Origin of the sequence: Micromonospora sp. WMMD714, from assembly GCF_029581315.1 — a bacterium.
GTDB classification, from domain to species: domain Bacteria; phylum Actinomycetota; class Actinomycetes; order Mycobacteriales; family Micromonosporaceae; genus Micromonospora; species Micromonospora rifamycinica.
Window position 1 is genome coordinate 2339118 of the sequence record NZ_CP120744.1, and the last position, 21515, is coordinate 2360632.

Below are 21515 nucleotides of genomic sequence, written 5' to 3' on the forward strand. Positions count from 1 at the left end.
GCACGAGGAGGCAGTCGACGTGAAAGCCGAAGACGAGCAGGCATTCCGCGAGTTCGTGACGGCGCAGATGCCGTCGCTGCGCAAGCTGGCGTACGTGACCTGCGGTGACTGGCACGCGGCGGAGGACGCCGTGGCCAATGCGCTGGTCAAGCTCTACCCCCGCTGGCGGCGGCTGGAGCGGCCCGATCTCTATGTCAAGACCATGGTCTACCGGGCCGCGATCGACGAGACCCGCCGGCCCTGGCGACGCGAGCGGTCGGCCGGTGACGCCATGCCGGACGTCGCGCTGCGGGATCCGGCCGGCGCGACCGACGAGCGGATGCGCCTGCGGGCGGCGCTCGACACCGTGCCGGCACGGCAGCGGGCCGCCGTCGTGCTCCGGCACTACCTGGGTCTGAGCCTGGAGGACACCGCGGGTGTCCTCAACTGCACGGTGGGCACGGCCAAGAGCCAGGCCTCCCGCGGGCTGGCGAAGCTGCGCGAGGCGCTCGCCCGCGAACACATCAATCTCACCGGGAAGCCGATGGAGGAGTGGGTCAATGCAGTTGCATGAAGTGGTGGACGTCGTGACGGCCGAGGAGCCGCCGATGACCCGTACCGCCGATGACATCGTCGCGGCCGGGCGGCGGGCCGAGCGGCGTCGCCGGGCCGGCTTCGCCTCGGCCGGCGTGGCCGGTCTCGTCGTGGTCGCGGTCGCCGGGGCGTTCACCCTGCCGACCCTGGGCGCCGAGCGCGGCACCACGGCCGCGCCGGCCCCGGCCGGCGCGACGACCGGGACCACCGAGGCCGGGTGGCCGCAGGCCGAGCCGTTCAGCTTCACCTTCCGGGGGTACGACGCCGGCACGCTGCACGTGCAGAACCCGATCGTCACGTCCACCGGCTACCAGATCGCCTCCGTCTACTCCGACGGGCACACCTCGAACGACAGGCCGGTCACGGCGGAGGAGATCGAGGCGGGGGGCGATTCCGTCGAGCAGAAGAAGCGGGCCGCCGGGGGGAAGCCCACGCTGTGGGCGTACCTGACCGTCTACCGGCCGGGCGTCTTCGACCCCGCCGGGATCCGCAACGCCCAGCAGGTGACGGTGGCCGGGCACCGGGCCGTGCAGGCGAACCTGCCGGTCGGCCTCGACCCGGGCAAGCCGATCGCCGCGGGCAACAAGCTGTTCGCCTGGGAGTACGCCCCCGACGCCTGGGCCGCCGTCACGTCGGTCTCCAGCGACCCGGCGACGCCGAGCTTCCAGGACCTCGGTGGCCTGGTCGGCGGGCTGAAGCCCAGCCGGCCGACGCCGGCCCTGCTGCCGTTCCGGGTGGGCTACCTGCCGAACGGCTACCGGCCGTTGCAGACCGGCACGCACGCGATGCCGGGGCTGAGCGGCATCGCCGCGGCCCGCGCCGGTGACCACGGCGGCGCGACCTTCACCCGGCCGGCCGCGCCTACCTCGGGGCTGACCGCGCCGTACGACGCGGTCGAGGGCGGCATCAAGGACGGGTTCCACATCTTCGTCACGCCGAGCGGCAGCTCCAACCAGTCGCCGGAGCCCGGTGTGACGAAGTGCCACCCCGGCCCCGACCGGCAGGTTCCGGGCGGCGACGCCGCAGGTGGCGGCTTCTGCAACGTCTGGAGCGCCGACGGCACCGTCGTCGTCCAGGTCAGCGGCGTGGGCCTCGGCAACCGGCTGCCGCTGACCGAACTGGAGCGGATCGCCCGGGGGATCACCGTCGCCGACGTCCGGGACGAGTCGACCTGGACGCCGGCGGCGCAGGCCCTGCGGCCGTGACGACCACCGCTCGGCGGTAGCCCGCCGGGGGCGGGTGCGGCCCGCCAGCGACGACAGCGGCACGGCGCGTCTGCGCCGTGCCGCTGTCGTGGTGTCCGGCCCCCGGTTCAGACGATCTCGAGTACCGCGGCGGTCCACATGAAGCCGATGCCCGCGCCGATGGTGACCAGCCGGTCGCCGGACTTCAGGCGACCGGTCTCGTAGAGGTGGTTGATCCCGGCGAACTGGTCGCAGTTTCCCATGTGGGCGTAGTCCAGGCCCCACTCGTACGTGGTGGTGGCCGGGTCGAGGTCGAGCGTCTTGTAGAAGCTCCACTCGGCGATCGGGCGGATGAGCGTCGCGTGGACGAACCACTGCGCGTCCTTGAGGGTCATCCCGGCCTCGTCGAGGAGCTGTTCGAGCACCCCGGCGACCTTCTGGCCGACCAGCCCCACGGCGTCGTCGTAGGCGTCCTCGTTCTTCATCAGCCAGTCGTCCTTGCGGGCGGTCAGGTTGACCGGCTTCCCGTCGTCGAACGGCGTCCGCGACCACGGCTCGGGACCGCGGTAGAGCGGCTCCAGGCTGGGCTCGGTGGCGCTGACCGTGCTGACCACCCGGGCGAACCCGCCGCGCTTGGAGAGCACGGCGGCAGCGGCCCCGTCGCCGAAGACGGTCTGGTCGTCGCTGGTCCACCGGTCGATGAACGGCAGGTGGAAGGCGTCACCCGAGGTGATCAACGCGGCGGTGGCCGACGGGCGGGCGGTCAGGTGCGCGGCGGCGAGTTCGATGCCACCGAGGAGGCCGTTGCTGCCCTGGCGGATCTCCATGGTGACCGACGCGCCGTTGGCGCCCACGGTCTCCTGCTGCACGTAGTGTGCCGGGCTCCAGAACTCCCGGCCCTGGTGCCCCACGTAGGCGTGCAGCACGGCGTCGACGTCCTCGGGCCGGTGCTCCGACCGTGCCAGCGCCTGCCGTCCGGCCGAGGCCGCCATCACCGGACCGGACTCGTCGGGTCCGGCCACCCGGACCGCGCGGATGCCGTTGGTCACCGCGGCGGTCGCGTCGTAGACGCCGTCGGCGACGGCCTGCTCGGCGGTGTACACGTCCTCCGGCAGGTGCACCCCGAGTCCGGCCAGGTAGATGTTGTCCCAACGCACAGCGCCTCCTTGTGGTCGCACCATTTGCTCCGAGCATGGCCGTCCGGACTCGACCGGCCCTTGAGCGGCGGCCGTCGGCCGACGACGGCCGTCCTGACGGCGGGGCGTGCGCAGGTGCGGTGGGGCGTGCGCGGGCCGGCGGGTCCGGCGTGGTGGGAGTGGGGTGTGCGCGGGTCAGCGGATCCGGCCACGGCCGGGCGGCCGGCGGGCCGCCCGGCGGGGAGGCGACGCCAGTGAGCCGTACCGCAGCAGGCAGGGCTGTGGTCGGGCCGACCGTGCCCGGGGGACCGCGCGCACCGTCAGGGGTACCGGGGAGGCCGCTTCGCCCACGCTGACCAGTCCGCGGGCGATCCCGCCGACGAACCGTCGGATCATGCTGCCCAGGGTGGACCACAGCCGTGCCATGCGGTGAGGCTGCCTGAGCGCGCTGCACCGGCGCTGGAGCGCTTCGCCCAAGCGACGCTCCAGGCGGGTACGGCACGGTGGGGTCCGTGCCGTACCCGGGGAGTGGCGGTCCGGATCGTTCGGGCGGCCCGGACGGGTCAGCGCAGCAGGCTCAGCACGAGTACGACCGCCGCCAGGGTGAAGAACAGGGGGAAGTCCGGGGGCAGGATGCCGCCGAGGTGCCGGTGGAAGCGCAGGACCAGCATCATGCCGAAGAAGGCCAGGGCGTACGCGGCACCCGTCGCGGCGGCCCACGGGTGCCACCACCCGGCGACCAGCGCCGCCGCGGCGGCGGCGTCGAGCATCCCGATGAGCAGGACCAGCCAGCGTTCCGGTCGGAAGCCGAAGTGCCGGGTCAGCGGATCGATGCCGGCCTCCATGCCGATGAACATGGCCAGCCCGTGCAGGACGAACTCCATGACGAGGATGGCGGAACAGACGGCGGCGATGATCCGCAACGTGGTCTCCTAGGCGGCTGTCGGGTCGGTCGGCCGTCCACGGCTCTGATCGACATTTGTCAACCCGCTGTGCCGGGCGCCCCTCCGTGTGCTCGGCAAGATCAGGGTGCCTGAATTAGATCAGTGGCACGGGAAAAAATCAATGCTCTTGACAAAGAGCAGTGCTCACTGAATGATCGGTTCCGATACCGCCGCATGACATATCCGTCTGGGCAGGGCGAAAGGAAGCGCCATGAGCGAGCAAGTCCAGGTCGCGGCCGGGCGGGAGTCGGCGTTGCACCGCCGCCGCTGGCTGATCATGTCCGTGGTGTCGGTCGGTCAGCTGATGATCGCGCTCGACACCACGGTCGCCAGCGTGATGGGCCCGCAACTGCAGAAGGATCTCGGGCTCTCCGCCACCGGCCTGCAATGGGTCTTCAACAACTACATCGTGCTGTTCGGCGGCCTGTTGCTGCTCGGCGGCCGGCTCAACGACGTCATCGGACGCCGCCGGATGTTCATCGGCGGGCTGGTGCTCTTCGCGGCCGGTTCGCTGCTGGCCGCGATGGCGAACACCGACACGCAGATCATGGCCGCCCGCGCGATCCAGGGCGTCGCCGCGGCCGGTCTCTCGCCGGCCTGCCTGTCCATCCTGGTCGTCGCCTTCCGGGATCCCGCCGAGCGGACCAAGGCGTTCGGTGTCTGGGGTGCGGTCATCGGGGTCGGCGCGGGCCTCGGCACGCTGCTCGGCGGGGCCATCGTCGACGTCAACTGGCGGCTCGCGTTCTACATCAACCTGCCGATCGCCGTGGTGCTGCTGTTCGCCGCGTTCGCGCTCATCCCCGGCGGTGCGCCGAACGGGCCGCGCCCCAGGGCCGACGTGCTCGGCGGCCTGACCGGCACGCTCGGCCTCGGCGCGCTGGTCTTCGCCATCGTGAGCGTCAACGACCACGGGTGGACCGGTGCGCGCACCGTGGTGTCGTTCCTGGTCGCGGCGGTGATGCTGCCGGCGTTCGTGATGATCGAGATGCGGGCCGAGGCGCCGCTGCTGCCGCTGCGGCTGTTCCGCCTGCGCGGGGTGGTCGCCGGGAGCCTCGGCGAGCTGTTCACCGCCGGCATCATGATCCCGTGCTTCATGCTGCTGCCGATCTACATGCAGAGCGTCCTGGGCTACACGCCGATGGAGACCGGGCTGGCCTACCTGCCGACCACGCTCGCCATGATGATCGTCGCGGGTCCGCTGTCCAAGGCGATCCCGAAGATCGGTGCCCGGGTGCCGTACGTCATCGGTGCCGTCCTGCTGGCCGGCATGCTGGTCCTGCTGCTGCGGACGCCGGTCGACGGGTCGTACTGGTCGGTGCTGTTCCCGATCACCACGCTGCTCGGGGTCGGCCTGGTGCTCTGCCTCATCCCGACCCCGACGGTCGGCACCTCCGAGGCGACGGAGGAGGACGCCGGCACCACCTCGGCCGTGCTCAACGTCTCCACCCAGGTCGGCGGCGCGCTCGGCCTGGCGGTCGCGGCCACCGTGCTCCAGAACCGCATCACCGAGTACGCAGCGGACGGCCGGGTCGGCCCGGAGGCGCTCAACGACGCGCTCCAGGCGGGCATCGCGACCCTCTTCGTCTGGGTCGGGCTGAGCCTGCTCACCGGCATCATCGGCTTCCGTGGGCTGCCGCCGCGGGCGGCGGCGGACGCCGCGCCGGGCGCGGACACCGGTAGCCGTTCGGTCAAGGTCGCCAGCTGACCGACGGCAGGCGACGGACGGCGGCCCGGCCGATGGTCGGGCCGCCGCTCGTCGCCCGGCTGATCGTCGGGCCGCCGCTGGTCGCCCGGCTGATGGTCGGGCCGCCGATCGTGGCCCACCGCGTCGCCGCGGCTCAGATCCAGCCGGCGTCGCGGGCGATGCGTACCGCGTCGACCCGGGTGCGGGCGCTGAGTTTCGACGTGATCGACGTGAGGTTGTTGCGGATCGTGCCGATCGACAGGTGCAGCATCGAGGCGATCTCGCCGGCCGAGTGGCCGTGCGCGGTCTGGGTGAGGATCTCCGCCTCGCGGGGTGACAGCGGGCTGAAGTCGCGTTCGTTCAGCGCCGCGAGGGCGATCTGCGAGTCGACCACCCGGCGTCCCGCCGCCACCTCGCGGACGGCCGCCGCCAGGCTGGTCGGCGGTGATCCCTTGAGGATGAAGCCGGTCACCCCGGCCTCGATGCTGCGTTCCAGCATGCCGGGCCGTCCGATGCCGGTCAGGATGAGGGTGCGGCAGGTCGGCACCCGGTGGTGCAGCTGCCGGGCCGCGCTCAACCCGTCCAGGCCCGGCAGGTTCACGTCGATGATGGCCACCTGCGGAAGGTGGGTGAGCGCCGCCGACAGGATCTTGTCGCCGCGCGACAATTCGACGACGACCTGGAAATCCGGCTGCAACTCCAGGAGGGCGACGAGCGCGCCCCGAATCATGTGGACGTCCTCGGCCAGCAATATCTTCAACCGCGACGATGACAACATCGCACCCTTTCTGTCATCGACCCTGGCGGGACCGAACAGCCTCGTCGATGAGCGGAACGAAGGCGATGCGAAGACGGGCCTGGCACCCGGCCCGGCCCGCTCGCACACGTTCTGATATCTATTGGTGTCAGTACACTACGCCCGGATCGCCCGTCGGTGGCCCTGGCGGGTCGATCAGATGACAGAAGATCGACCGAAGGGTCAGGCCATGGCCGTCAGGACCGGGTCGCGCAGCGGCTGGCCACCGCTGAGCATGACCTCCTGGAGGCGGCGCAGCCGGGGGGCCGGCTCGACGCCCAGCTCGTCGATGAGCAGCTTGCGGATGCGCTGGAACTCCTGCAGCGCGCCGGTGATCCGGCCGGACTCGTACAGCGAGACCATGTAGTGCGCGGCGAACTGCTCGTTGATCGGGTGCCGGTTGGAGAGCGTACGCAGCTCACCGATGATCTCGTGATGCCGCCCCAGGCGCAGGTCGGCGGCGATCCGCCGGCTGAGCGCCGCCTCCCGGGCGTCCTGGAGCGCCATCACCTCCAGGCCGAGCAGCGGACCGAGGGGGATGTCCGGCAGCATCGGCCCGCGCCACAGGCCCAGGGCCGAGCCCAGCAGTTGGCTGGTCAGCCGGTGGTCGCCCGCCTCGGACGCCCGGGTGCCCGCCGCGCAGAGGCGGCGGAACTCCTGGGCGTCGGTGACCGCGTGGCTCAGCGAGTAGCCGCTGCGGTGGGTCACCAGGATGTCCCGGGATCCCGTCGGCTGGTCGCCGACCGCCCTGTCGATGAGTCGACGGAGCTGATGAATGTACGTGTGAATAGTTGTCGTCGCGCTCTGCGGAGGGCTGTTCTCCCACAGTTCTTCGAATAGATCCGCCTTCGTCATCAACCGGTTCGGGTTGAGTGCCAGCAATGTGAGTATCTGGCACGGTTTGGCGGCGGTCGGCATGATCGACCGCCCGTTGTGAGATGCGGACAACGGACCTAACAAATCGATTCGCATGGCTCCCCCGATCTGCGCAAACGCACCTTCGGTCGAGCAAGAGCCTGCCCAGGGCGGGAGTCCCGGGCCAGTGACGGAATCACCGACTCACGTGAAAATCTCACGTGAGTCCGTCCTCCGGTCGATCAACCTGCTGCTCGGGCGGCCTGCGTGCCGAGCTCGGCGTGCAACTCGGCACGCAGCTGCCGGGCGAACTCGGGCAGCGCGTCGTCGGCGAAGTAGAAGTGCCCGCCCGGGAACAGGCACTGCCGCAGCGGTGCGACGGTCTCGTCCTGCCAGGCCGGCAGGCTGCCCAGCGGCGCGAACGGATCGTCGATACCGCCGAAGACGGTGATCGGGCAGGGCAGCGGCGACCGGTCGACCCGGGGCCGGTAGGACGCCACCGCCTCCAGGTCGGGCCGGACGATCCGCAGGAACTGCTCGCGGAGCTCCGGGACCTCACCGATCAGGGCCGGCAGGCCGCCCAGCCCGACCAGCGTGGTGAGCAGGCTCTCGTCGTCCAGCGTCACCAGCCGGGCGGGGTGGTCGACCGGGCTGGCCGGCGCACACCGGCCCGAGACGCCCACCCACACCGGCGGTCGACCCTGCCCGGCCAGCCGGCGGGCCACCTCGCTGGCCACGATCGCGCCCATGCTGTGGCCGAAGAGCGCGTAACGGCCGTCCGCCTGCGGCGCGACGTCGGACAGCACCCGGTCGACGACCCGGGTCATCTCCCGGTCCGGCTGCTCGCCGTGCCGGGAGCCCCGGCCCGGCAGGTCGAGCAGCAGCACGTCCCAGTCGGCCGGCAACAGCCGGACCAGCGGGTAGTAGACCATCGCGGAACTGCCGGCGTGGTGCAGCAGGACGAGCCGCAGGGCGGGGTTCTCGACCGGGCGCGGGCGGATGAACGGCCTCACCGGTCCGCCCCCGCCCCGGCACCGACCGGTGCCATCCGGACGCCGGCCACCCCCGCTGCGGCGCTGACCGGATCCGCCGCGGACCGGGCCGCGATCGCCGCCGCCAGCTCGCCGAGCAGCTCGGTCAACGGGCGGTCGACGGCGAACTCCGCCTGCATGTCCGGCGTCGCGAAACGGTCCTCCACGCTGCGTACGAAGAGCATCGCGGTGAACGAGTCCCCGCCCAGGTCGGCGAAGGTGGCCGCGAGGTCCAGCTCGTCGGCCTTGAGGGCGGCGGCCAGCTCGTCGCGGAGGAAGGCGACGATCGCGTCGGTGCCGGCCGCCGGGGACACAACCGCCGGGGACACCGTCGGTGGGGCCATGGCCGCCGGGGACACGGCCGCCGACAGGGGCGGCACCACCGGGGCGGTCGCCTCGAACCTGCCGGTCCGGGGCTCGTCGACCCAGTGCCGGCGACGCTGGAACGGATAGGTCGGCAGGTCCGGCAGGTACCGGACGCCCGGCGTCCGCAGCGGATCCCCGTGCAGGTCGACACCGGCGCGGAACAGCTGGGCCAGTGCGTCCAGGAACACCTGCTCCGCCCGGAGCGGGTCGGCCGGGACGAGCACCACGCGGCGGGTTCCGATGCTCACCACCGCGGCGTCCGCGCCGGTCGGCCCGGCAGCGGACCGCACCGGTACGCCCAGCGCGGCCAGCGCGGCCGTCAGCCAGGCGGCCGGGTCGCCGCCGGGTTCGCCGAGGCCGGGGAAGCGGTCCGCCAGCGACCGTACGGCGGCGGCCAGCGTAACCGGGTCGCCGGTGTGCAGCAGCACCTCGCGGGGCACCTCGGTGACGGCGGTGGCCGGCAGGTCGACGGCGTTGCTCAGCGCGCGGGCCAGCTCCCGCGCGGTGCCACCGGTCACCGCGATCCGGTACCCCATCGGGGTGCGCCCGGACCGCAGGGTGTGGCAGATCGACCCGGCCGTCCGGTCGTCCGCCCGGTAGAGCCGGGTGCTGACCGTGGCGGCCAGCGTGCGCAGCGCCGGTTCGGTCCGGGCGGAGAGCACCAGCAGCTCGGCCCGCCCGCCCGGCCCGCCCGGCTCGTCGTGCTCGGCCGGAGCCGGTGCGGACTGGAGCACGACGTGCGCGTTCGTGCCGCTGAGCCCGAACGCGCTGATCCCGGCGAACCGTTCACCGGTCCAGTCACGCGGTGCGCGGACCACCTCCAGGCACTGCCGCGACCAGGGGATGAGCGGGTTGAGCGGACCCTCGCCCGGCGGCACGTCGGCGACCAGCCGACCGTGCCGGAGCATGAGCACCACCTTGATCAGCGCGGCCATCCCGGCCGCCGCCTCCAGGTGGCCGAGCCGGGCCTTGACGCTGCCTACCCGCAGCGGGTCGCCGGCCGGACGGTCGCGTCCGAACACGCCGTGCAGCGCCGCCGCCTCGATGGGGTCGCCGAGCGAGGTGCCGGTCCCGTGCGCCTCCAGGTAGGAGACCTGCGCCGGCGCGACGTCGGCGTCCCGGAGCGCGGCCAGGATCACCTCCTGCTGGGCGGGGCCGTTGGGCACGGTGAGCCCGGACGAGGCGCCGTCGTGGTTGACCGCGGTGCCGCGCAGCACCGCCAGCACCGGGCGGTCCTCGGCGAGGGCGTCGTCGAGGCGCATCACGACCACGGTGGCGACACCCTCGCCCCGGCCGTAGCCGTCGGCACCGTCCAGGAACGGCTTGGACCGGCCGTCCGGGGCGACCGCGCGGCTCTGGCACAGCGACACCATCAGCTGCGGTGAGAACAGCAGGTTCGCGCCACCGACCAGGGCGTACCGGCACTCCCGGCCGCGCAGGGCACGGGCCGCCGAGTGCAGCGCCACCAGCGACGACGAGCAGGCGGTGTCGATGCTGACGGCCGGACCGCGCAACCCGAGCGCGTAGCTGATCCGCCCGGCCGCGAAGCAGTGCCCGCCGCCGGTGCCGTAGTACGGATCGAGTCGCTCCGGGTCACCGTCGGTGAACCGCTGGCCGTACTCGGAGGCCATGATGCCGACGTAGACGCCCGCGTCGAGCCGGCCGCCACGGCGGACCGCGATGCCGGCCCGCTCCAGCGCCTCCCAGGAGGTCTCCAGCAGCAGCCGCTGCTGCGGGTCCAGTGACTCGGCCTCCCGGTTGGAGATGCCGAAGAAGTCGGCGTCGAAACCGGCCACGTCCCGCAGGAAGCCGGCCCGCCGCACGTACGACCGCCCGACCCGGCCGACTTCCGGGTGGTACGCGGCGCGCAGCCCCGGCCGGTCGGCCGGGATCTCGCATGCCACCTCCCCGGTGCCGTCGAGCAGGTCCCAGTACGCCTCGGGGGTGCTGATCCCGCCCGGGAACCGCAGCGCCATGCCGACCACCGCCAGGGGGGTGTGCCGCTCCTGCTCCAACTCGCGGATGCGGGCCCGCAGGGCACGGGACTGCCGTAACTGCTCCTCGACCAGGGCGCGCAACTGTGTGGAATCCACGTCGCTCCTCGCTTTTCGCTGACGGCCTCGCGGCGCCGGTGCACGACTAGGGCGGACCGTACCGACGTGTTCTTGAGACCCCCTGAGGTCCGTGCCGGCCGCGGAGCGTCAAGAGCCGCTCAAGGGGGCCCGGACAGACTCGGCCCCATCGACGGCAGGAGGCGCAGTCATGACCCGCAACACGGTGCAGGGCATCCTCGGGTGCATCGGTGGCACCCCGTTGGTCGAACTCGACGGCCTGCTGCGTGACCGGCCGGCCCGGGTGTTCGGCAAGCTCGAACTGGCCAACCCGGGCGGCAGCATCAAGGACCGCACGGCGCTGAACATGCTGCTGCACGGCATCCGCAGCGGCGAACTGGTCCCGCACCGGTCGGTGGTGATCGAGTCCAGTTCGGGCAACCTGGCGGTCGGTATCGCGCAGATCTGCCGCTACTTCGGGTTGCGGTTCATCTGCGTGGTGGACGCCAAGACCACCCCGCAGAACCTCGCGATCCTGCGCGCCTTCCAGGCGGAGATCGAGCTGATCGAGGAGCCCGACCCGGTCACCGGGGAGTTCCTGCCGATCCGCCTGCAACGGGTCCGCGAGCTGGTGGCGCGCGAGCCGCACAGCTTCTGGCCGAACCAGTACGCCAACCCGCGCAACCCGCAGGCGCACCACCGCACCATGCGGGAGATCGTCGACGCGCTGCCCGGCGACCCGGACTTCATCTTCTGTGCCACCAGCACCTGCGGCACGTTGACCGGGGTCACCGAGTACGTCCGGGAGCACCGGATGGGCACCACCGTCGTCGCGGTGGACGCGGTGGGCAGCGCCATCTTCGGTGACGAGAGCCGCCGCCGGTTGATCCCGGGCCACGGGGCCTCGGCCCCGCCGCCGCTGCTCGACCCGGCCAGCACCTGGCCGGTCGTGCACGTGTCCGATCTGGACGCCGTGGTCGGCTGTCGCCGGTTGATGGCGCGGGAGGCGATCCTGGCCGGCGGGTCCTCCGGCGCGGTGGTGTCGGCGCTGGAGCGCTACCGCGACCAGATCCCGGCCGGGGCCACCTGCGTGCTCATCTTCCCCGACCGCGGGGAGCGCTACCTCAACACGATCTATTCCGACACCTGGGTCCGGCAGAACTTCGGTGAGGTGTCGCACCTGTGGAAGGAATCCGGGATCGCAGCCGCCGGGCGGCTGTGACGACCGGCAGGCATTCGACGAGAGGGACGATGATGCGGATCTCCGCGCTTCCCGACGGTCTTCCGACCGTCATCGAGTACGACGGCAACGGCGCGATCCTCGACACGGTACGCGACAACCGTGCCGCCATCCGGTCGCTCATCACCGAGCAGGGCGCGGTGCTGTTCCGCGGCTTCGACGTCGGCGGTGTCGAGGGGCTGCACCGCGTGGTGCGGGCGCTGTCCGGCGAGCCACTGGACTACACCGAGCGGTCCTCGCCGCGCAGCAGCCTCTCCGGGAACGTCTTCACCTCGACGGACTACCCGGAGAACGAGGAGATCTTCCTGCACAACGAGTGCTCGTACCAGCAGAACTGGCCGATGAAGGTCTACTTCTACTGCCTCACCCCGGCCGCGACGCAGGGCGCCACCCCGTTCGCCGACGTCCGCCGGGTCCTCGACCACATCGACCCGGCGGTGGTCGAGGAGTTCACCCGCCGCAAGTGGTCGTACGTGCGCAACTTCGGCGCGATGGGCGGCACCTGGCAGTACTTCTACGACACCGACGACCGGGCCGAGGTCGAGCGGTACTGCGCGGCGCAGAACATCCAGGTCGAGTGGATCGGCGCGGACGGGCTGCGCACCCGGGCGGTACGCGACGCCGTACGCCGGCACCCGGTCACCGGTGCCGACGTGTGGTTCAACCACGCCACCTTCTTCCACGTGGACACGCTGCCGGCCGTCTACCGCGAGGAGATGCTGGACATGTTCGGGTCGGAGAACCTGCCGACCAACAGCTACTACGGCGACGGCGGGGAGATCCCGGCCGAGGTGACCAAGCACCTCCAGGAGGCGTACCGGGCCGCCAGCACCCGCTTCGACTGGCAGCGCGACGACCTGGTCGTCATCGACAACATGCTGACCGCGCACGGTCGGGAGCCGTACACCGGGGCCCGGAAGATCGCCATCGCCATGGCCGAGGCGTCGGACGCGGCGGTCGGGACGCCGTGACCACCTCCGTCGGCCCGGCGCTCGTGGTACGCCCGGCGGTCCCGGACGACCTGGACGGGATCACCCGGATGGAGGTCGGGCCGGACACCACGTCGTACCTCGGCGTCACCGGCCGGGACTACCACCTGGCGGCGTTCGCGGACGCCGACCAGGAACACCTGGTCGCCGTGGTCGGGACGACGGTCGGTGGGTTCGTCCTGCTGGCCGGGCTGCGCGACGGCGGTGGCCGGGTCGAGCTGCGCCGGGTCGTGCTGGCCCACGAGCTCCGGGGCCGGGGCCACGGCCGGGCGATGTTCCGGGCCGCGGTGGCCCACGCCTTCGAGCGGCACGACGCCCGGGCCGTCTGGCTGGACGTCAAGCCGTACAACCACCGGGCGCAGGCGCTCTACACCTCCGAGGGGTTCCGCCCGGACGGCACGATCCCGGATCCGCAGCACCCCGGCGGGGTGCTGCTGCTGATGACGCGGGCGCGCGACGACCGCGCCGCTCCAACCGAGAGTGAGGACTGAGGATGAGGGAGAAGCTGGCGCTCGTCGACCCGGACGTGACCGGAGCGGCGTTCACCGCCGGTCACGCGGGCGACGCCGGATGCGAGCGGTGCGTGGCCGAGCTGACCGAGGCCGGCGACGATTTCGTCGGGGCGTTCGCCAAGCGTGACTACGAGCGGTTCATCGGTCACTTCATCGGCCCCAACGCCACCGGCCTCGGTGCCGACGGCACCGTCGGCATGAACCGCGACGCCTGGGGCCGGATCCTCCGGGAGTACTTCGAGGAGCCGACCTGGACGCTGACGGTCACCCCGATCAAGACCGTGGTCCAGCAGTGCGTCAGCGGCCAGATCCTCGAGGTCGTCCGCTTCGACTCGGCCGAGATGACCATCACCTTCGTGCACGCCACCTGCTGGCTGCGCGACCACGGCACCTGGAAGGTGGTGCTGCAGACCGAGGCCGGGCCGTTGCAGGACACCCAGGCGCTGCTGGACCGGGTGGCCGAGCAGCGGGCCGAGGCGGTCGGGTCATGACGCAGATCCTCCCCACCCCGGTCGAGGCCGGGCCGGCGCCGGACCGCCGCAGCCGTCCCGAGTTCCACGGGTCGGCGGTGGCGGCGTTCCGGGAGGCGGTCGCGGCCCACCCCGACCGGGCCGCGGTCGTCGGCGTGGACGCCACGCTCAGCTACGCCGAGCTGGACGACCGCAGCGACCGGCTGGCCACCCTGCTGACCGCCCGTGGCGCCGGGCCGGAGTGCGCCGTGGGCGTGCTGCTGCCCCGGACCGCCGACCTGATCGTGGCGATCCTCGGCATCCTCAAGGCCGGCGCGGTCTACGTGCCGTTCGACCCGGAGCAGCCGGCCCAGCGCCTCGGCCGGATCGTCCGGGACGCCGCGCCGGTCACCACGATCACCCACGCCGGCCTGGTCGGCTCGCTGCCCGAGGGCTCCGGACCCGATCCGGTGCTGCTCGACCGCACCGACTGGGCCGGGGTGCCGCGGTCGGAGCCGGTCACCCTGCACCCGGACAACCTGGCGTACGTCATCTTCACCTCCGGCTCGACCGGGCGGCCGAAGGGCGTCGAGGTGTCCCACCGGGCGCTGGTCAGCTTCCTCAACGGCATGGAGCAGGGCGGCTTCTTCGGGCCGCCCGGCGCCCGGCTGGCCTGGAACGCGTCCATCGCGTTCGACGCCTCGGTGCAGGAGTGGGTGCGGGTGTTCCGCGGCGACACGGTCGGCGTGCTCACCGACGACATGCGGCGCGACGCCGAGGAGTTCGCCGAGTTCATCGTCGAGCGCGGGCTCACCGAGGCGGACATGACCCCGTCGCACGCGCAGATGCTCATCGAGGACCTGGCCGCCGTCGCCGGCCCCGAGCGGCACCTGCGGCTCTTCGTCGCCGGCGAGGCGGTGCCCCCCGCCCTGTGGGCGCGGTTGCAGACCCTGGTCGGCGACGGCTCGGTCACCGCCATGAACCTGTACGGGCCGACCGAGGCGGCGGTCAACGTGGCCGGCACGTTCATCCGGCCCGGCGAGAGCCCGACCATCGGCCGCCCGCTGGCCGGGGTGCAGGCCCGGGTGGTGGACCCCGACCTGGTGCCGGTACCCGACGGCACCCCCGGCGAGCTGTGCGTCGCCGGCCCCTACCTGGCCCGGGGCTACTCGGGTCGGCCCGGCCTGACCGCCGCGCGGTTCGTGCCCGATCCGCTGTCGACCGACGGCGCCCGGATGTACCGGACCGGGGACCGGGTGGTCCGGCGGGCCGACGGGGTCATCGAGTACATCGGCCGCACCGACGACCAGATCAAGATCCGTGGGCACCGGGTCGAACTCGGCGAGATCGAGTCGGTGCTCGCCGACCACCCGGACGTCAGCCGCGCGGTGATGCTCTACCACGGCGGGGAGGACGGCGGGCGGCTCTCCGCCGTGCTCCACCTGCGTCCCGGTGGCGACCTGGCGGCCGTCCGGGCGTACGCGGCGGGCCAGCTGCCGAGCTGGATGCAGCCCGCTGACTGGGCGGTCGTCGACACCATCCCCCTGACCGTCGGCGGCAAGGCCGACCGCGGTGCCCTCATCCGCCGGCTCACGTCCACCGGGGACGCCGCCGACGGATCCGACACTCCCGAGGAGACACAGATGAAGGTCGACGCCACGGACACCGTCCGCGAGGTGTGGTGCACCGTCCTCGAACTGGAGAAGGTCGACGAGGACGACGACTTCTTCCTCATCGGCGGCCACTCGCTCAACGCCATGCAGGTCGCCACCCGGCTGCGGACCAGCCTGGGCGGGGTCAAGGTGCCCACCCGGATGCTCTTCGAGCACCGCACCTTCCGCGCCTTCACCGACGCCGTCAACGAGCGGGTGAACACCGCGGCGGTGTCGGCATGAGCCGGTGGCGGGTGCTGGTCAACCACGAGGAGCAGTACGGGCTGTGGCCGGCCGGTCACCCCGATCCCGGCGGCTGGCGTCCGGTCGGCTTCGAGGGCACCGAGGAGGAGTGCGTCAGCCACGTCGACCGGGTCTGGACCGACCTGCGGCCGGCGTCGCTGCGCCGCGCCACCGCCGGGCGGGCCGCCAGCTAGGACCGGTCGGTCGGCCGAACCCCCCACCCCGCCGTACGACGACTCAGGAGCTGATGAGCACCATGTTCCAGGTACCACCGTTCGCGATCATCTCCGGCCGGCAGGTGCACGACGTCCTGCACGGGCGGGAGCGCGAGGTCACCGAGCTGATCGAAAGCGCGTACCGGCTGCACGGCGAGGGCGAGACGACCAACCCGGACTCCTACTTCCTGCGTTTCCCGGACCGGCCGCGGGACCGGATCATCGCGCTGCCCGCGTCGGTCCGGGGCAAGGTCGGCGTGCACGGCCTCAAATGGATCTCCAGCTTCCCGGAGAACGTGGCGGCCGGCATCCCGCGCGCCTCGGCGGTGCTGGTCCTCAACGACTTCGAGACCGGCTACCCGATCGCCTGTCTGGAAGCGTCGATCATCAGCGCGGCCCGGACGGCCGCGTCGGCGGCGTCGGCGGCGGTCCGGCTCTCCGCGGCGCGCGGGGTCACCCCCCGCCGCCTCGGCGTGGTCGGTGCCGGGGTCATCGCCCGCTACACCCACCGCTACCTGCGCGCCAACGGCCTGCGGTTCGAGTCGGTCGGCGTGCACGACCTGTCGGCGGAGCACGCCGCCGGATTCGGCGACCACCTGCGCCGCTGCGGCGAGCAGGTGGTCACCCACGACCGTCTCGACGGGCTGCTGGCCGGGAGCGACCTGGTGCTGTTCACCACCGTCGCCGGCGAGCCGCACGTGAGCGACCCGGCGCTGTTCGGCCACGCGCCGCTGGTGCTGCACCTGTCCCTGCGGGACCTCGACCCGGACGTCGTCCTCGACGCCTGGAACGTGGTCGACGACGTCGAACACGTGATGAAGGCCGGCACCTCGGTCCACCTCACCGAGCAGCGGGTCGGCCACCGGGACTTCGTGGCCGGCACGCTGTGCGACGTGCTGACCGGCGGCATCGTCCCGCCCGCGGACCGGCCGGTGGTGTTCTCCCCGTTCGGGCTCGGCGTGCTCGACCTGGTGCTGGCCAAGCACGTCTACGACCAGGTGGGCGCGGACGACGCGCTCGTCTGCGTCCCGGACTTCTTCCACGACGTCCAGCGGTACGGCTGAGCGCCCGATCACGACCGCCCGAACCCGAAGGCGAGACGACCATGAGACTGATCGCACTGAGCGAGGTGCTGCCCGGTGAGCCCGTCACCAACCGTGACATGGCCGAGCGTTTCGGCCTGCACGAGCGGTGGCTGGACTCCGTGACGGGCAACCGCACCCGCTACTTCTGCCGGCCGGACAGCCCGACGGGCGTGCCGAAGACCACCGGTGACCTGGCCACCGAGGCGGGGGAGCAGGCCCTGGTCCGGGCCGGGGTGGACCCGGCGGCCATCGACTTCCTCGTCCTCTCCACCGCCTCGCCGGACCACCTGATGCCGGCGACCGTCAACCTGGTCGCCGACCGGCTCGGCCTCAACGACCTGCCCACGTTCCAGCTGACCTCCGGCTGCGCGGGCGCGTTGCAGGGCCTCTACACCGCCCGTGCGCTGCTCGCCTCCGGTCTGCGCCGCGGCCTGGTCATCGGCGCCGACACCTGCCGCAACATGCTGCCGCCCGGCGACGCGGTGGCCCAGCTGCGACCGGCCGAGATGGTGAACTTCGCGATGTTCGGCGACGGCGGCGGGGCGGCCGTGGTGGAGGCCGGCACCCAGGGGCCGGGGCTGCTCGTGGAGCACCTGTTCCTGCGTACCGTCGGCAAGGGCCGGGCGCCCGCCCAGATCGTCCGCTGGTACGGCGTCGCCGGTGCCCCGCAGGTGCCCGACGCGCACGGCCGGACGGTACGCGAGGCGATGGGCGAGGAGGACTACAAGGCGATCGAACGGCACGTGCCGGAGGCCGCCCGCGCCATCCTCGACGAGCTGGTGGCGGTCACCGGGTGGCGGCTGCCGGACGTCGAGCACGTCCTCACCCCGCAGCTCAACGGCGTGATGACCGAACGGATCCGGGACTACCTCGGGGTCGGCGAGGAGCAGGCGGTGTCCTGCGTGGCGGACACCGGCAACAACGGCAACGCGCTGCCGTTCATCCAGCTCAACCGGGCGCTGCGGCGGATCCGCGGCGGGGTCGGCGAGGGCGGCCGGATGCTGGTGGCGACCGTCGAGTCGTCGAAGTGGGTGCTGGCCGGGATGGCCCTGCGGCACCGGGCGGAGGGCGGCCCCGATGCCGGTTGACCAGGGCACCGGGTCGGCGCCGGCGACCGGCCGGGTCGCGCTGGCCGGGCTGCGGGCCAGTCTCGGCGGCACCCCGCCGGACCTGGCGACGGTCCGCGAGCTGCTCGACCGGGTGCCCGATCCACTCGATCTGGAGGCGGCCGGCCGGCTGCTGCGCGGCGCCCGGGGCCGGGCGGCGCTGGCCGACGCCGACCTGCCGAGGACGCGCCTGGCCCTGCTGGGCAGCTCCACGATGGACGCCCTGCCGCCGATGATCACGGCGGCGGCGTTCCGCCGGGGGATCCTTCCCGAGATCCGGATGGCCGGCTTCAACCAGTGGCAGCTGGAGATCGCCGCCGGAGCGCCCGAGCTGTCCACGCTGCGGCCCAGGCTGGTCGGCTGCCTCCTCGACGACGCGGCGGTCTTCGACCGGGTGGCCGACCCGGTCGACCTCGACGAGGTGGAGGCCCGCTGCGCGGCCTTCCCGGCGGAGCTGGCCGGCTGGGCCACCGCCGCCCGCGACACGCTCGGCGGGCTCACCGTGCTCACCACCATCCCGCTGGGTCCGCTGCGGTCGCGCCGGCTGGTGAGCTACGCCGCCCGCGCCCGGCTCGCCGCCGCCTGGTCGCGGATGAACGCCGGGCTGGCCGCGCTGGCGGCCGAGCTGCCGTCGACAGTGGTGCTCGACCACGGCGACCTGGCCGAGGCGGCCGGCGGCATCTTCGCCGACCACCGGATGCGCCAGGTGGCCGGGCACGCCTACGCGCCGGGCTACCTGCTGGCGTACGCCGAGGAGCTGTCCCGGGTCGCCGCCGCCGACCTGGGCCGTACCGCGAAGTGCCTGGTCCTCGACCTGGACAACACGCTCTGGGACGGCGTGGTCGGCGACGTCGGCACCGCCGGACTGCGGATCGGCGGCAGTTATCCGGGAACCGCGCACACCGAACTCCAGCGGCTGGCCCTCGACCTCTGCGCCCAGGGCGTCCTGCTCGCGGTCAGCTCCAAGAACGACGAGCCGGTCGCCGTGGAGGCGCTCGACAACCACCCCGAGATGCTGCTGCGCAGCACGCACCTGGTGGCCCGGCGGATCGACTGGGAACCCAAGGCCGGCAACGTCCGGGCGATGGCCGCCGAGCTGAACCTCGGCAGCGACGCGTTCGTCTTCGTCGACGACAACCCGGTCGAGCGGGAACTGATGCGCCGGATGGCACCGGAGGTGACCACCGTCGAGCTGCCCGACGACCCGGCGGGGTACGCCGCCACGCTCGCCGCCCGGGGCGACTTCCTGGTGCTGTCGGTCACCGACGAGGACCGCGACCGCACCACCCTGTACCGCCGGCAGGCCCGGCGCCGGGAGGTCGAGCAGCAGGCGACCAGCCTGGCCGACCACCTGGCGCGGCTCGGCACCCGGCTCACCGTCGAACCGTGCACACCGGTCAACGCCGGGCGGATCACCCAGCTGTTCGCCAAGACCAACCAGTGCAACCTCACCGGCGTGCGGTACGGCGCGGACGAGGTGGACCGGTCCGGCACGGACGGCGTCCCCACCTTCTTCACCGCCCGCCTCGGCGACACGTTCGGCGACCACGGGCTGATCGCCGCGATCGCGCTGGACCGGGCCGCGGACGGCACCTGGGCCATCGGCAACTTCGTGCTCAGCTGCCGGGTGTTCAGCCGCGGCGTGGAGAGCACCCTGCTCGGGCTGGTGCTGCGGGCGGCCGCCGCGGCCGGCGCACCCGGCGTCACCGGCACGTTCCGGCCGACCGACCGCAACGGCCGGTTCGCCGAGCTCTACCCCTCGCTCGGGTTCCACCCCACCGGCGACACCGGCGAGTTCCGGCACGACCTGGCGCGGCTGCCCGACCTGAGTCCCTTCATCGAGATCACGCATGAACCGGAGGTGTTCCGTGTTGGCTGAGGATCTGGTGGTCGAGGTCATCACCGACCTGCTCGACCTGCCCGGCGAGACCATCGCGGCGGACACCCCGCTGACCGCGGTGGACGGCTGGGACTCGGTCAACGCGCTACGGGTGCTGGTGTACCTGGAGCGCGAGGTGGGTCGTCCCCTCGACTACGAGCGGTTCGCCGCGGTCGCCACCGTCGGCGAACTCGCGGAGCTCGTCGGCGCGGACGCGGGGAGCCGACGGTGAGCGCCGTGGAGGAGACCGACGTCCTGATCGTCGGTGGCGGCCCGGCGGGCGCACTGCTCGGCTTCCTGCTGGCCCGCCGGGGCATCGGCGTGATCGTGGTCGAGAAGCAGACCTCCCTGGAGCGCGACTTCCGGGGCGAGACGGTGGCTGCGCCGTCGGTGGTGACGCTGCGCCGGCTCGGCTTCGGCCCGGCGCTCGACGCCCACGGCTTCCTGCGGACCGAGGGCGTCACCATGCGGATGGAGGGCCGCCGGGTGATGCACGTCGACTACCGGCGGTTCGCGCTCGGCGAGGTGCCGGTGGACATCCCCCAGCCCGCCCTCATCGCGATGTTCAGCGACGCGGCGGCGGAGTTCCCGACGTTCGAGTACCGCTTCGGCACCTCGTTCACCGGGCTGCTGCGCGACGGCGACGCCGTCACCGGGGCCCGGCTGCGCCGCCGCGACGGCGCGACGAGCGAGGTACGCGCCCGGCTGGTGGTCGGCGCCGACGGCCGGTTCTCCAAGGTGCGGCACGCGGCCGGGATCACCGCCGACGTGCAGCACATGGCCCGCGACTTCCTCTCCTTCAAGCTGCCGCGCCCGGCCGACTGGGGTCTCCAGGCGGAACTCGTCGTCGACCGCGACCGGCACCTGGTGGTGCTCCCCACCTTCCCGGACTTCCTCCGGGTCGGCCACAACCTGCCCAAGCGGGGGCTCGGCGCGCTGCGCACCGCGGGCTTCGAGCCGTTCAAGGCCGGCATCATGGCGCTCGACCCGCGGCTGGCCCCGGTCGTCGCCGAGCACCTCAACTCGTGGGACGACACGTCGTTCCTGGAGATCTTCACGGCCGAGGTGCCGGAGTGGACCCGCGACGGGCTGGTGCTGATCGGCGACGCCTCGCACACCTGCACCCCGATCCTCGGCCAGGGCGTCAACCTGGCCATCCAGGACGCCGTGGTGATCGCGCCGGTCATCGCCGACGCGCTGTCCACCGCCGGCCCGGTCCCCGCCGCCGCGTTCACCGGGTTCGTCACCGAGCGGCGTCGCCACAAGGCGCACGTCACCAGCTTCCAGCGGCTCCAGGAGAAGGCGCTGGCCACCGGCACCACCCCCGGTGTGCTGCTGCGTCGCGCCCGGTACCGGCTGCTCGACGCCCTGCCGCTGAAGTACCGGATCTTCGGCGGCGTCCTCAACGCGCCGCACGGCATCGACCCGGCCGACCTGGCCGTGGCGGCCGGCGGCAGCCGGCCCGGCCTCGGCGTCTGAACCATCCGGCCCCACAAGCCCCCTTCCCGTTCGTCGACACCGAGGC

Annotated in this window: 21 protein-coding genes; 14 read left to right on the plus strand and 7 right to left on the minus strand. The window is 72.8% G+C overall.

Annotated elements, in window-relative coordinates; all coding sequences use genetic code 11:
* The first annotated feature begins 19 nt into the window (after window positions 1-19).
* Complete coding sequence (locus O7625_RS10555) at window positions 20-553, plus strand: SigE family RNA polymerase sigma factor (protein ID WP_067314353.1); 534 nt, start codon at window positions 20-22, stop codon at window positions 551-553.
* On the plus strand, window positions 540-1778 hold the full coding sequence (locus O7625_RS10560) for a hypothetical protein (RefSeq protein ID WP_282345633.1): 1239 nt from the start codon (window positions 540-542) through the stop codon (window positions 1776-1778). The genes O7625_RS10555 and O7625_RS10560 overlap by 14 nt, the downstream gene beginning before the upstream one ends.
* A 107-nt stretch (window positions 1779-1885) precedes the next feature.
* On the opposite strand, the gene O7625_RS10565 is transcribed toward O7625_RS10560, so the two are convergent.
* From O7625_RS10565 to O7625_RS10575, 3 genes are all read right to left on the minus strand, one after another.
* A complete protein-coding gene (locus O7625_RS10565) occupies window positions 1886-2914 on the minus strand; it encodes a ketoacyl-ACP synthase III family protein (RefSeq protein ID WP_067314341.1) in 1029 nt (342 codons plus the stop codon).
* A gap of 174 nt (window positions 2915-3088) precedes the next feature.
* Window positions 3089-3319, minus strand: a complete 231-nt coding sequence (locus O7625_RS10570; protein WP_067314343.1) for a hypothetical protein — start codon at window positions 3317-3319, stop codon at window positions 3089-3091.
* A 137-nt stretch (window positions 3320-3456) separates the two neighbouring features.
* The gene (locus tag O7625_RS10575) at window positions 3457-3816 is read right to left on the minus strand and encodes a hypothetical protein (protein ID WP_282345636.1); all 360 of its coding nucleotides are present in this window, start codon (window positions 3814-3816) and stop codon (window positions 3457-3459) included.
* A gap of 232 nt (window positions 3817-4048) precedes the next feature.
* Here O7625_RS10575 and O7625_RS10580 point away from each other — a divergent pair, with 232 nt between their 5' ends.
* Window positions 4049-5542, plus strand: a complete 1494-nt coding sequence (locus O7625_RS10580; RefSeq protein WP_282345637.1) for an MFS transporter — start codon at window positions 4049-4051, stop codon at window positions 5540-5542.
* Window positions 5543-5675: 133 nt separating this feature from the next.
* Here the strand turns inward: O7625_RS10580 and O7625_RS10585 are convergent, their stop codons facing one another.
* The 4 genes from O7625_RS10585 to O7625_RS10600 form a co-directional block, all read right to left on the minus strand.
* Complete coding sequence (locus O7625_RS10585; protein WP_231932372.1) at window positions 5676-6407, minus strand: response regulator transcription factor; 732 nt, start codon at window positions 6405-6407, stop codon at window positions 5676-5678.
* Window positions 6408-6500: 93 nt separating this feature from the next.
* Window positions 6501-7289 carry an AfsR/SARP family transcriptional regulator gene (locus O7625_RS10590; RefSeq protein ID WP_348773997.1) on the minus strand — a complete coding sequence of 263 codons (789 nt, stop codon included), beginning with the start codon at window positions 7287-7289 and terminating at the stop codon, window positions 6501-6503.
* Between the two features lie 125 nt (window positions 7290-7414).
* On the minus strand, window positions 7415-8185 hold the full coding sequence (locus tag O7625_RS10595) for an alpha/beta fold hydrolase (RefSeq protein WP_282345638.1): 771 nt from the start codon (window positions 8183-8185) through the stop codon (window positions 7415-7417).
* Window positions 8182-10662, minus strand: coding sequence for a beta-ketoacyl synthase N-terminal-like domain-containing protein (locus O7625_RS10600; RefSeq protein WP_282345639.1), 2481 nt, complete (start codon window positions 10660-10662; stop codon window positions 8182-8184). The genes O7625_RS10595 and O7625_RS10600 overlap by 4 nt, the downstream gene beginning before the upstream one ends.
* Window positions 10663-10831: 169 nt before the next feature.
* Here O7625_RS10600 and sbnA point away from each other — a divergent pair, with 169 nt between their 5' ends.
* Genes sbnA through O7625_RS10655 form a run of 11 tightly spaced genes read left to right on the plus strand, consistent with a single transcriptional unit; the run spans window position 10832 to window position 21469 of the window.
* Window positions 10832-11842: a 2,3-diaminopropionate biosynthesis protein SbnA gene (gene sbnA / locus O7625_RS10605; RefSeq protein ID WP_067303214.1), complete on the plus strand. Its 1011-nt coding sequence runs from the start codon at window positions 10832-10834 to the stop codon at window positions 11840-11842.
* Between the two features lie 32 nt (window positions 11843-11874).
* The gene (locus O7625_RS10610) at window positions 11875-12831 is read left to right on the plus strand and encodes a TauD/TfdA family dioxygenase (RefSeq protein ID WP_067303240.1); all 957 of its coding nucleotides are present in this window, start codon (window positions 11875-11877) and stop codon (window positions 12829-12831) included.
* A complete protein-coding gene (locus O7625_RS10615; protein WP_282345640.1) occupies window positions 12828-13340 on the plus strand; it encodes an N-acetyltransferase in 513 nt (170 codons plus the stop codon). Before O7625_RS10610 ends, O7625_RS10615 begins: the two co-directional genes overlap by 4 nt.
* 2 nt (window positions 13341-13342) lie before the next feature.
* On the plus strand, window positions 13343-13852 hold the full coding sequence (locus O7625_RS10620) for a nuclear transport factor 2 family protein (protein ID WP_067303208.1): 510 nt from the start codon (window positions 13343-13345) through the stop codon (window positions 13850-13852).
* Entirely contained in the window at window positions 13849-15705 is a 1857-nt protein-coding gene (locus O7625_RS10625) for a non-ribosomal peptide synthetase (RefSeq protein WP_282345641.1), read from the plus strand. The genes O7625_RS10620 and O7625_RS10625 overlap by 4 nt, the downstream gene beginning before the upstream one ends.
* Complete coding sequence (locus tag O7625_RS10630) at window positions 15702-15899, plus strand: MbtH family NRPS accessory protein (RefSeq protein ID WP_067303203.1); 198 nt, start codon at window positions 15702-15704, stop codon at window positions 15897-15899. The genes O7625_RS10625 and O7625_RS10630 overlap by 4 nt, the downstream gene beginning before the upstream one ends.
* A gap of 53 nt (window positions 15900-15952) precedes the next feature.
* Entirely contained in the window at window positions 15953-16984 is a 1032-nt protein-coding gene (gene sbnB, locus O7625_RS10635) for a 2,3-diaminopropionate biosynthesis protein SbnB (protein ID WP_282345643.1), read from the plus strand.
* A 41-nt stretch (window positions 16985-17025) separates the two neighbouring features.
* On the plus strand, window positions 17026-18093 hold the full coding sequence (locus O7625_RS10640) for a 3-oxoacyl-ACP synthase III family protein (protein ID WP_282345644.1): 1068 nt from the start codon (window positions 17026-17028) through the stop codon (window positions 18091-18093).
* Window positions 18083-19990 (plus strand): HAD-IIIC family phosphatase, encoded by a 1908-nt coding sequence (locus O7625_RS10645; protein ID WP_282345645.1) that lies wholly within the window; start codon window positions 18083-18085, stop codon window positions 19988-19990. Before O7625_RS10640 ends, O7625_RS10645 begins: the two co-directional genes overlap by 11 nt.
* Window positions 19983-20222 (plus strand): acyl carrier protein, encoded by a 240-nt coding sequence (locus O7625_RS10650; RefSeq protein ID WP_197699986.1) that lies wholly within the window; start codon window positions 19983-19985, stop codon window positions 20220-20222. Before O7625_RS10645 ends, O7625_RS10650 begins: the two co-directional genes overlap by 8 nt.
* On the plus strand, window positions 20219-21469 hold the full coding sequence (locus O7625_RS10655; RefSeq protein WP_282345646.1) for an FAD-dependent monooxygenase: 1251 nt from the start codon (window positions 20219-20221) through the stop codon (window positions 21467-21469). The genes O7625_RS10650 and O7625_RS10655 overlap by 4 nt, the downstream gene beginning before the upstream one ends.
* Window positions 21470-21515 lie beyond the last annotated feature (46 nt).

What these genes read in the sequence shown, in the direction of transcription:
- O7625_RS10610 (WP_067303240.1), top strand. Translation starts at nt 11,875, where the DNA reads ATGCGGATCTCCGCGCTTCCCGACGGTCTTCCGACCGTCATCGAGTAC.
- O7625_RS10580 (WP_282345637.1), top strand. Translation starts at nt 4,049, where the DNA reads ATGAGCGAGCAAGTCCAGGTCGCGGCCGGGCGGGAGTCGGCGTTGCAC.
- O7625_RS10625 (WP_282345641.1), top strand. Translation starts at nt 13,849, where the DNA reads ATGACGCAGATCCTCCCCACCCCGGTCGAGGCCGGGCCGGCGCCGGAC.
- O7625_RS10560 (WP_282345633.1), top strand. Translation starts at nt 540, where the DNA reads ATGCAGTTGCATGAAGTGGTGGACGTCGTGACGGCCGAGGAGCCGCCG.
- O7625_RS10590 (WP_348773997.1), bottom strand. Translation starts at nt 7,289, where the DNA reads ATGCGAATCGATTTGTTAGGTCCGTTGTCCGCATCTCACAACGGGCGG.
- O7625_RS10630 (WP_067303203.1), top strand. Translation starts at nt 15,702, where the DNA reads ATGAGCCGGTGGCGGGTGCTGGTCAACCACGAGGAGCAGTACGGGCTG.
- O7625_RS10645 (WP_282345645.1), top strand. Translation starts at nt 18,083, where the DNA reads ATGCCGGTTGACCAGGGCACCGGGTCGGCGCCGGCGACCGGCCGGGTC.
- sbnB (WP_282345643.1), top strand. Translation starts at nt 15,953, where the DNA reads ATGAGCACCATGTTCCAGGTACCACCGTTCGCGATCATCTCCGGCCGG.
- O7625_RS10640 (WP_282345644.1), top strand. Translation starts at nt 17,026, where the DNA reads ATGAGACTGATCGCACTGAGCGAGGTGCTGCCCGGTGAGCCCGTCACC.
- O7625_RS10570 (WP_067314343.1), bottom strand. Translation starts at nt 3,319, where the DNA reads ATGGCACGGCTGTGGTCCACCCTGGGCAGCATGATCCGACGGTTCGTC.
- sbnA (WP_067303214.1), top strand. Translation starts at nt 10,832, where the DNA reads ATGACCCGCAACACGGTGCAGGGCATCCTCGGGTGCATCGGTGGCACC.
- O7625_RS10620 (WP_067303208.1), top strand. Translation starts at nt 13,343, where the DNA reads ATGAGGGAGAAGCTGGCGCTCGTCGACCCGGACGTGACCGGAGCGGCG.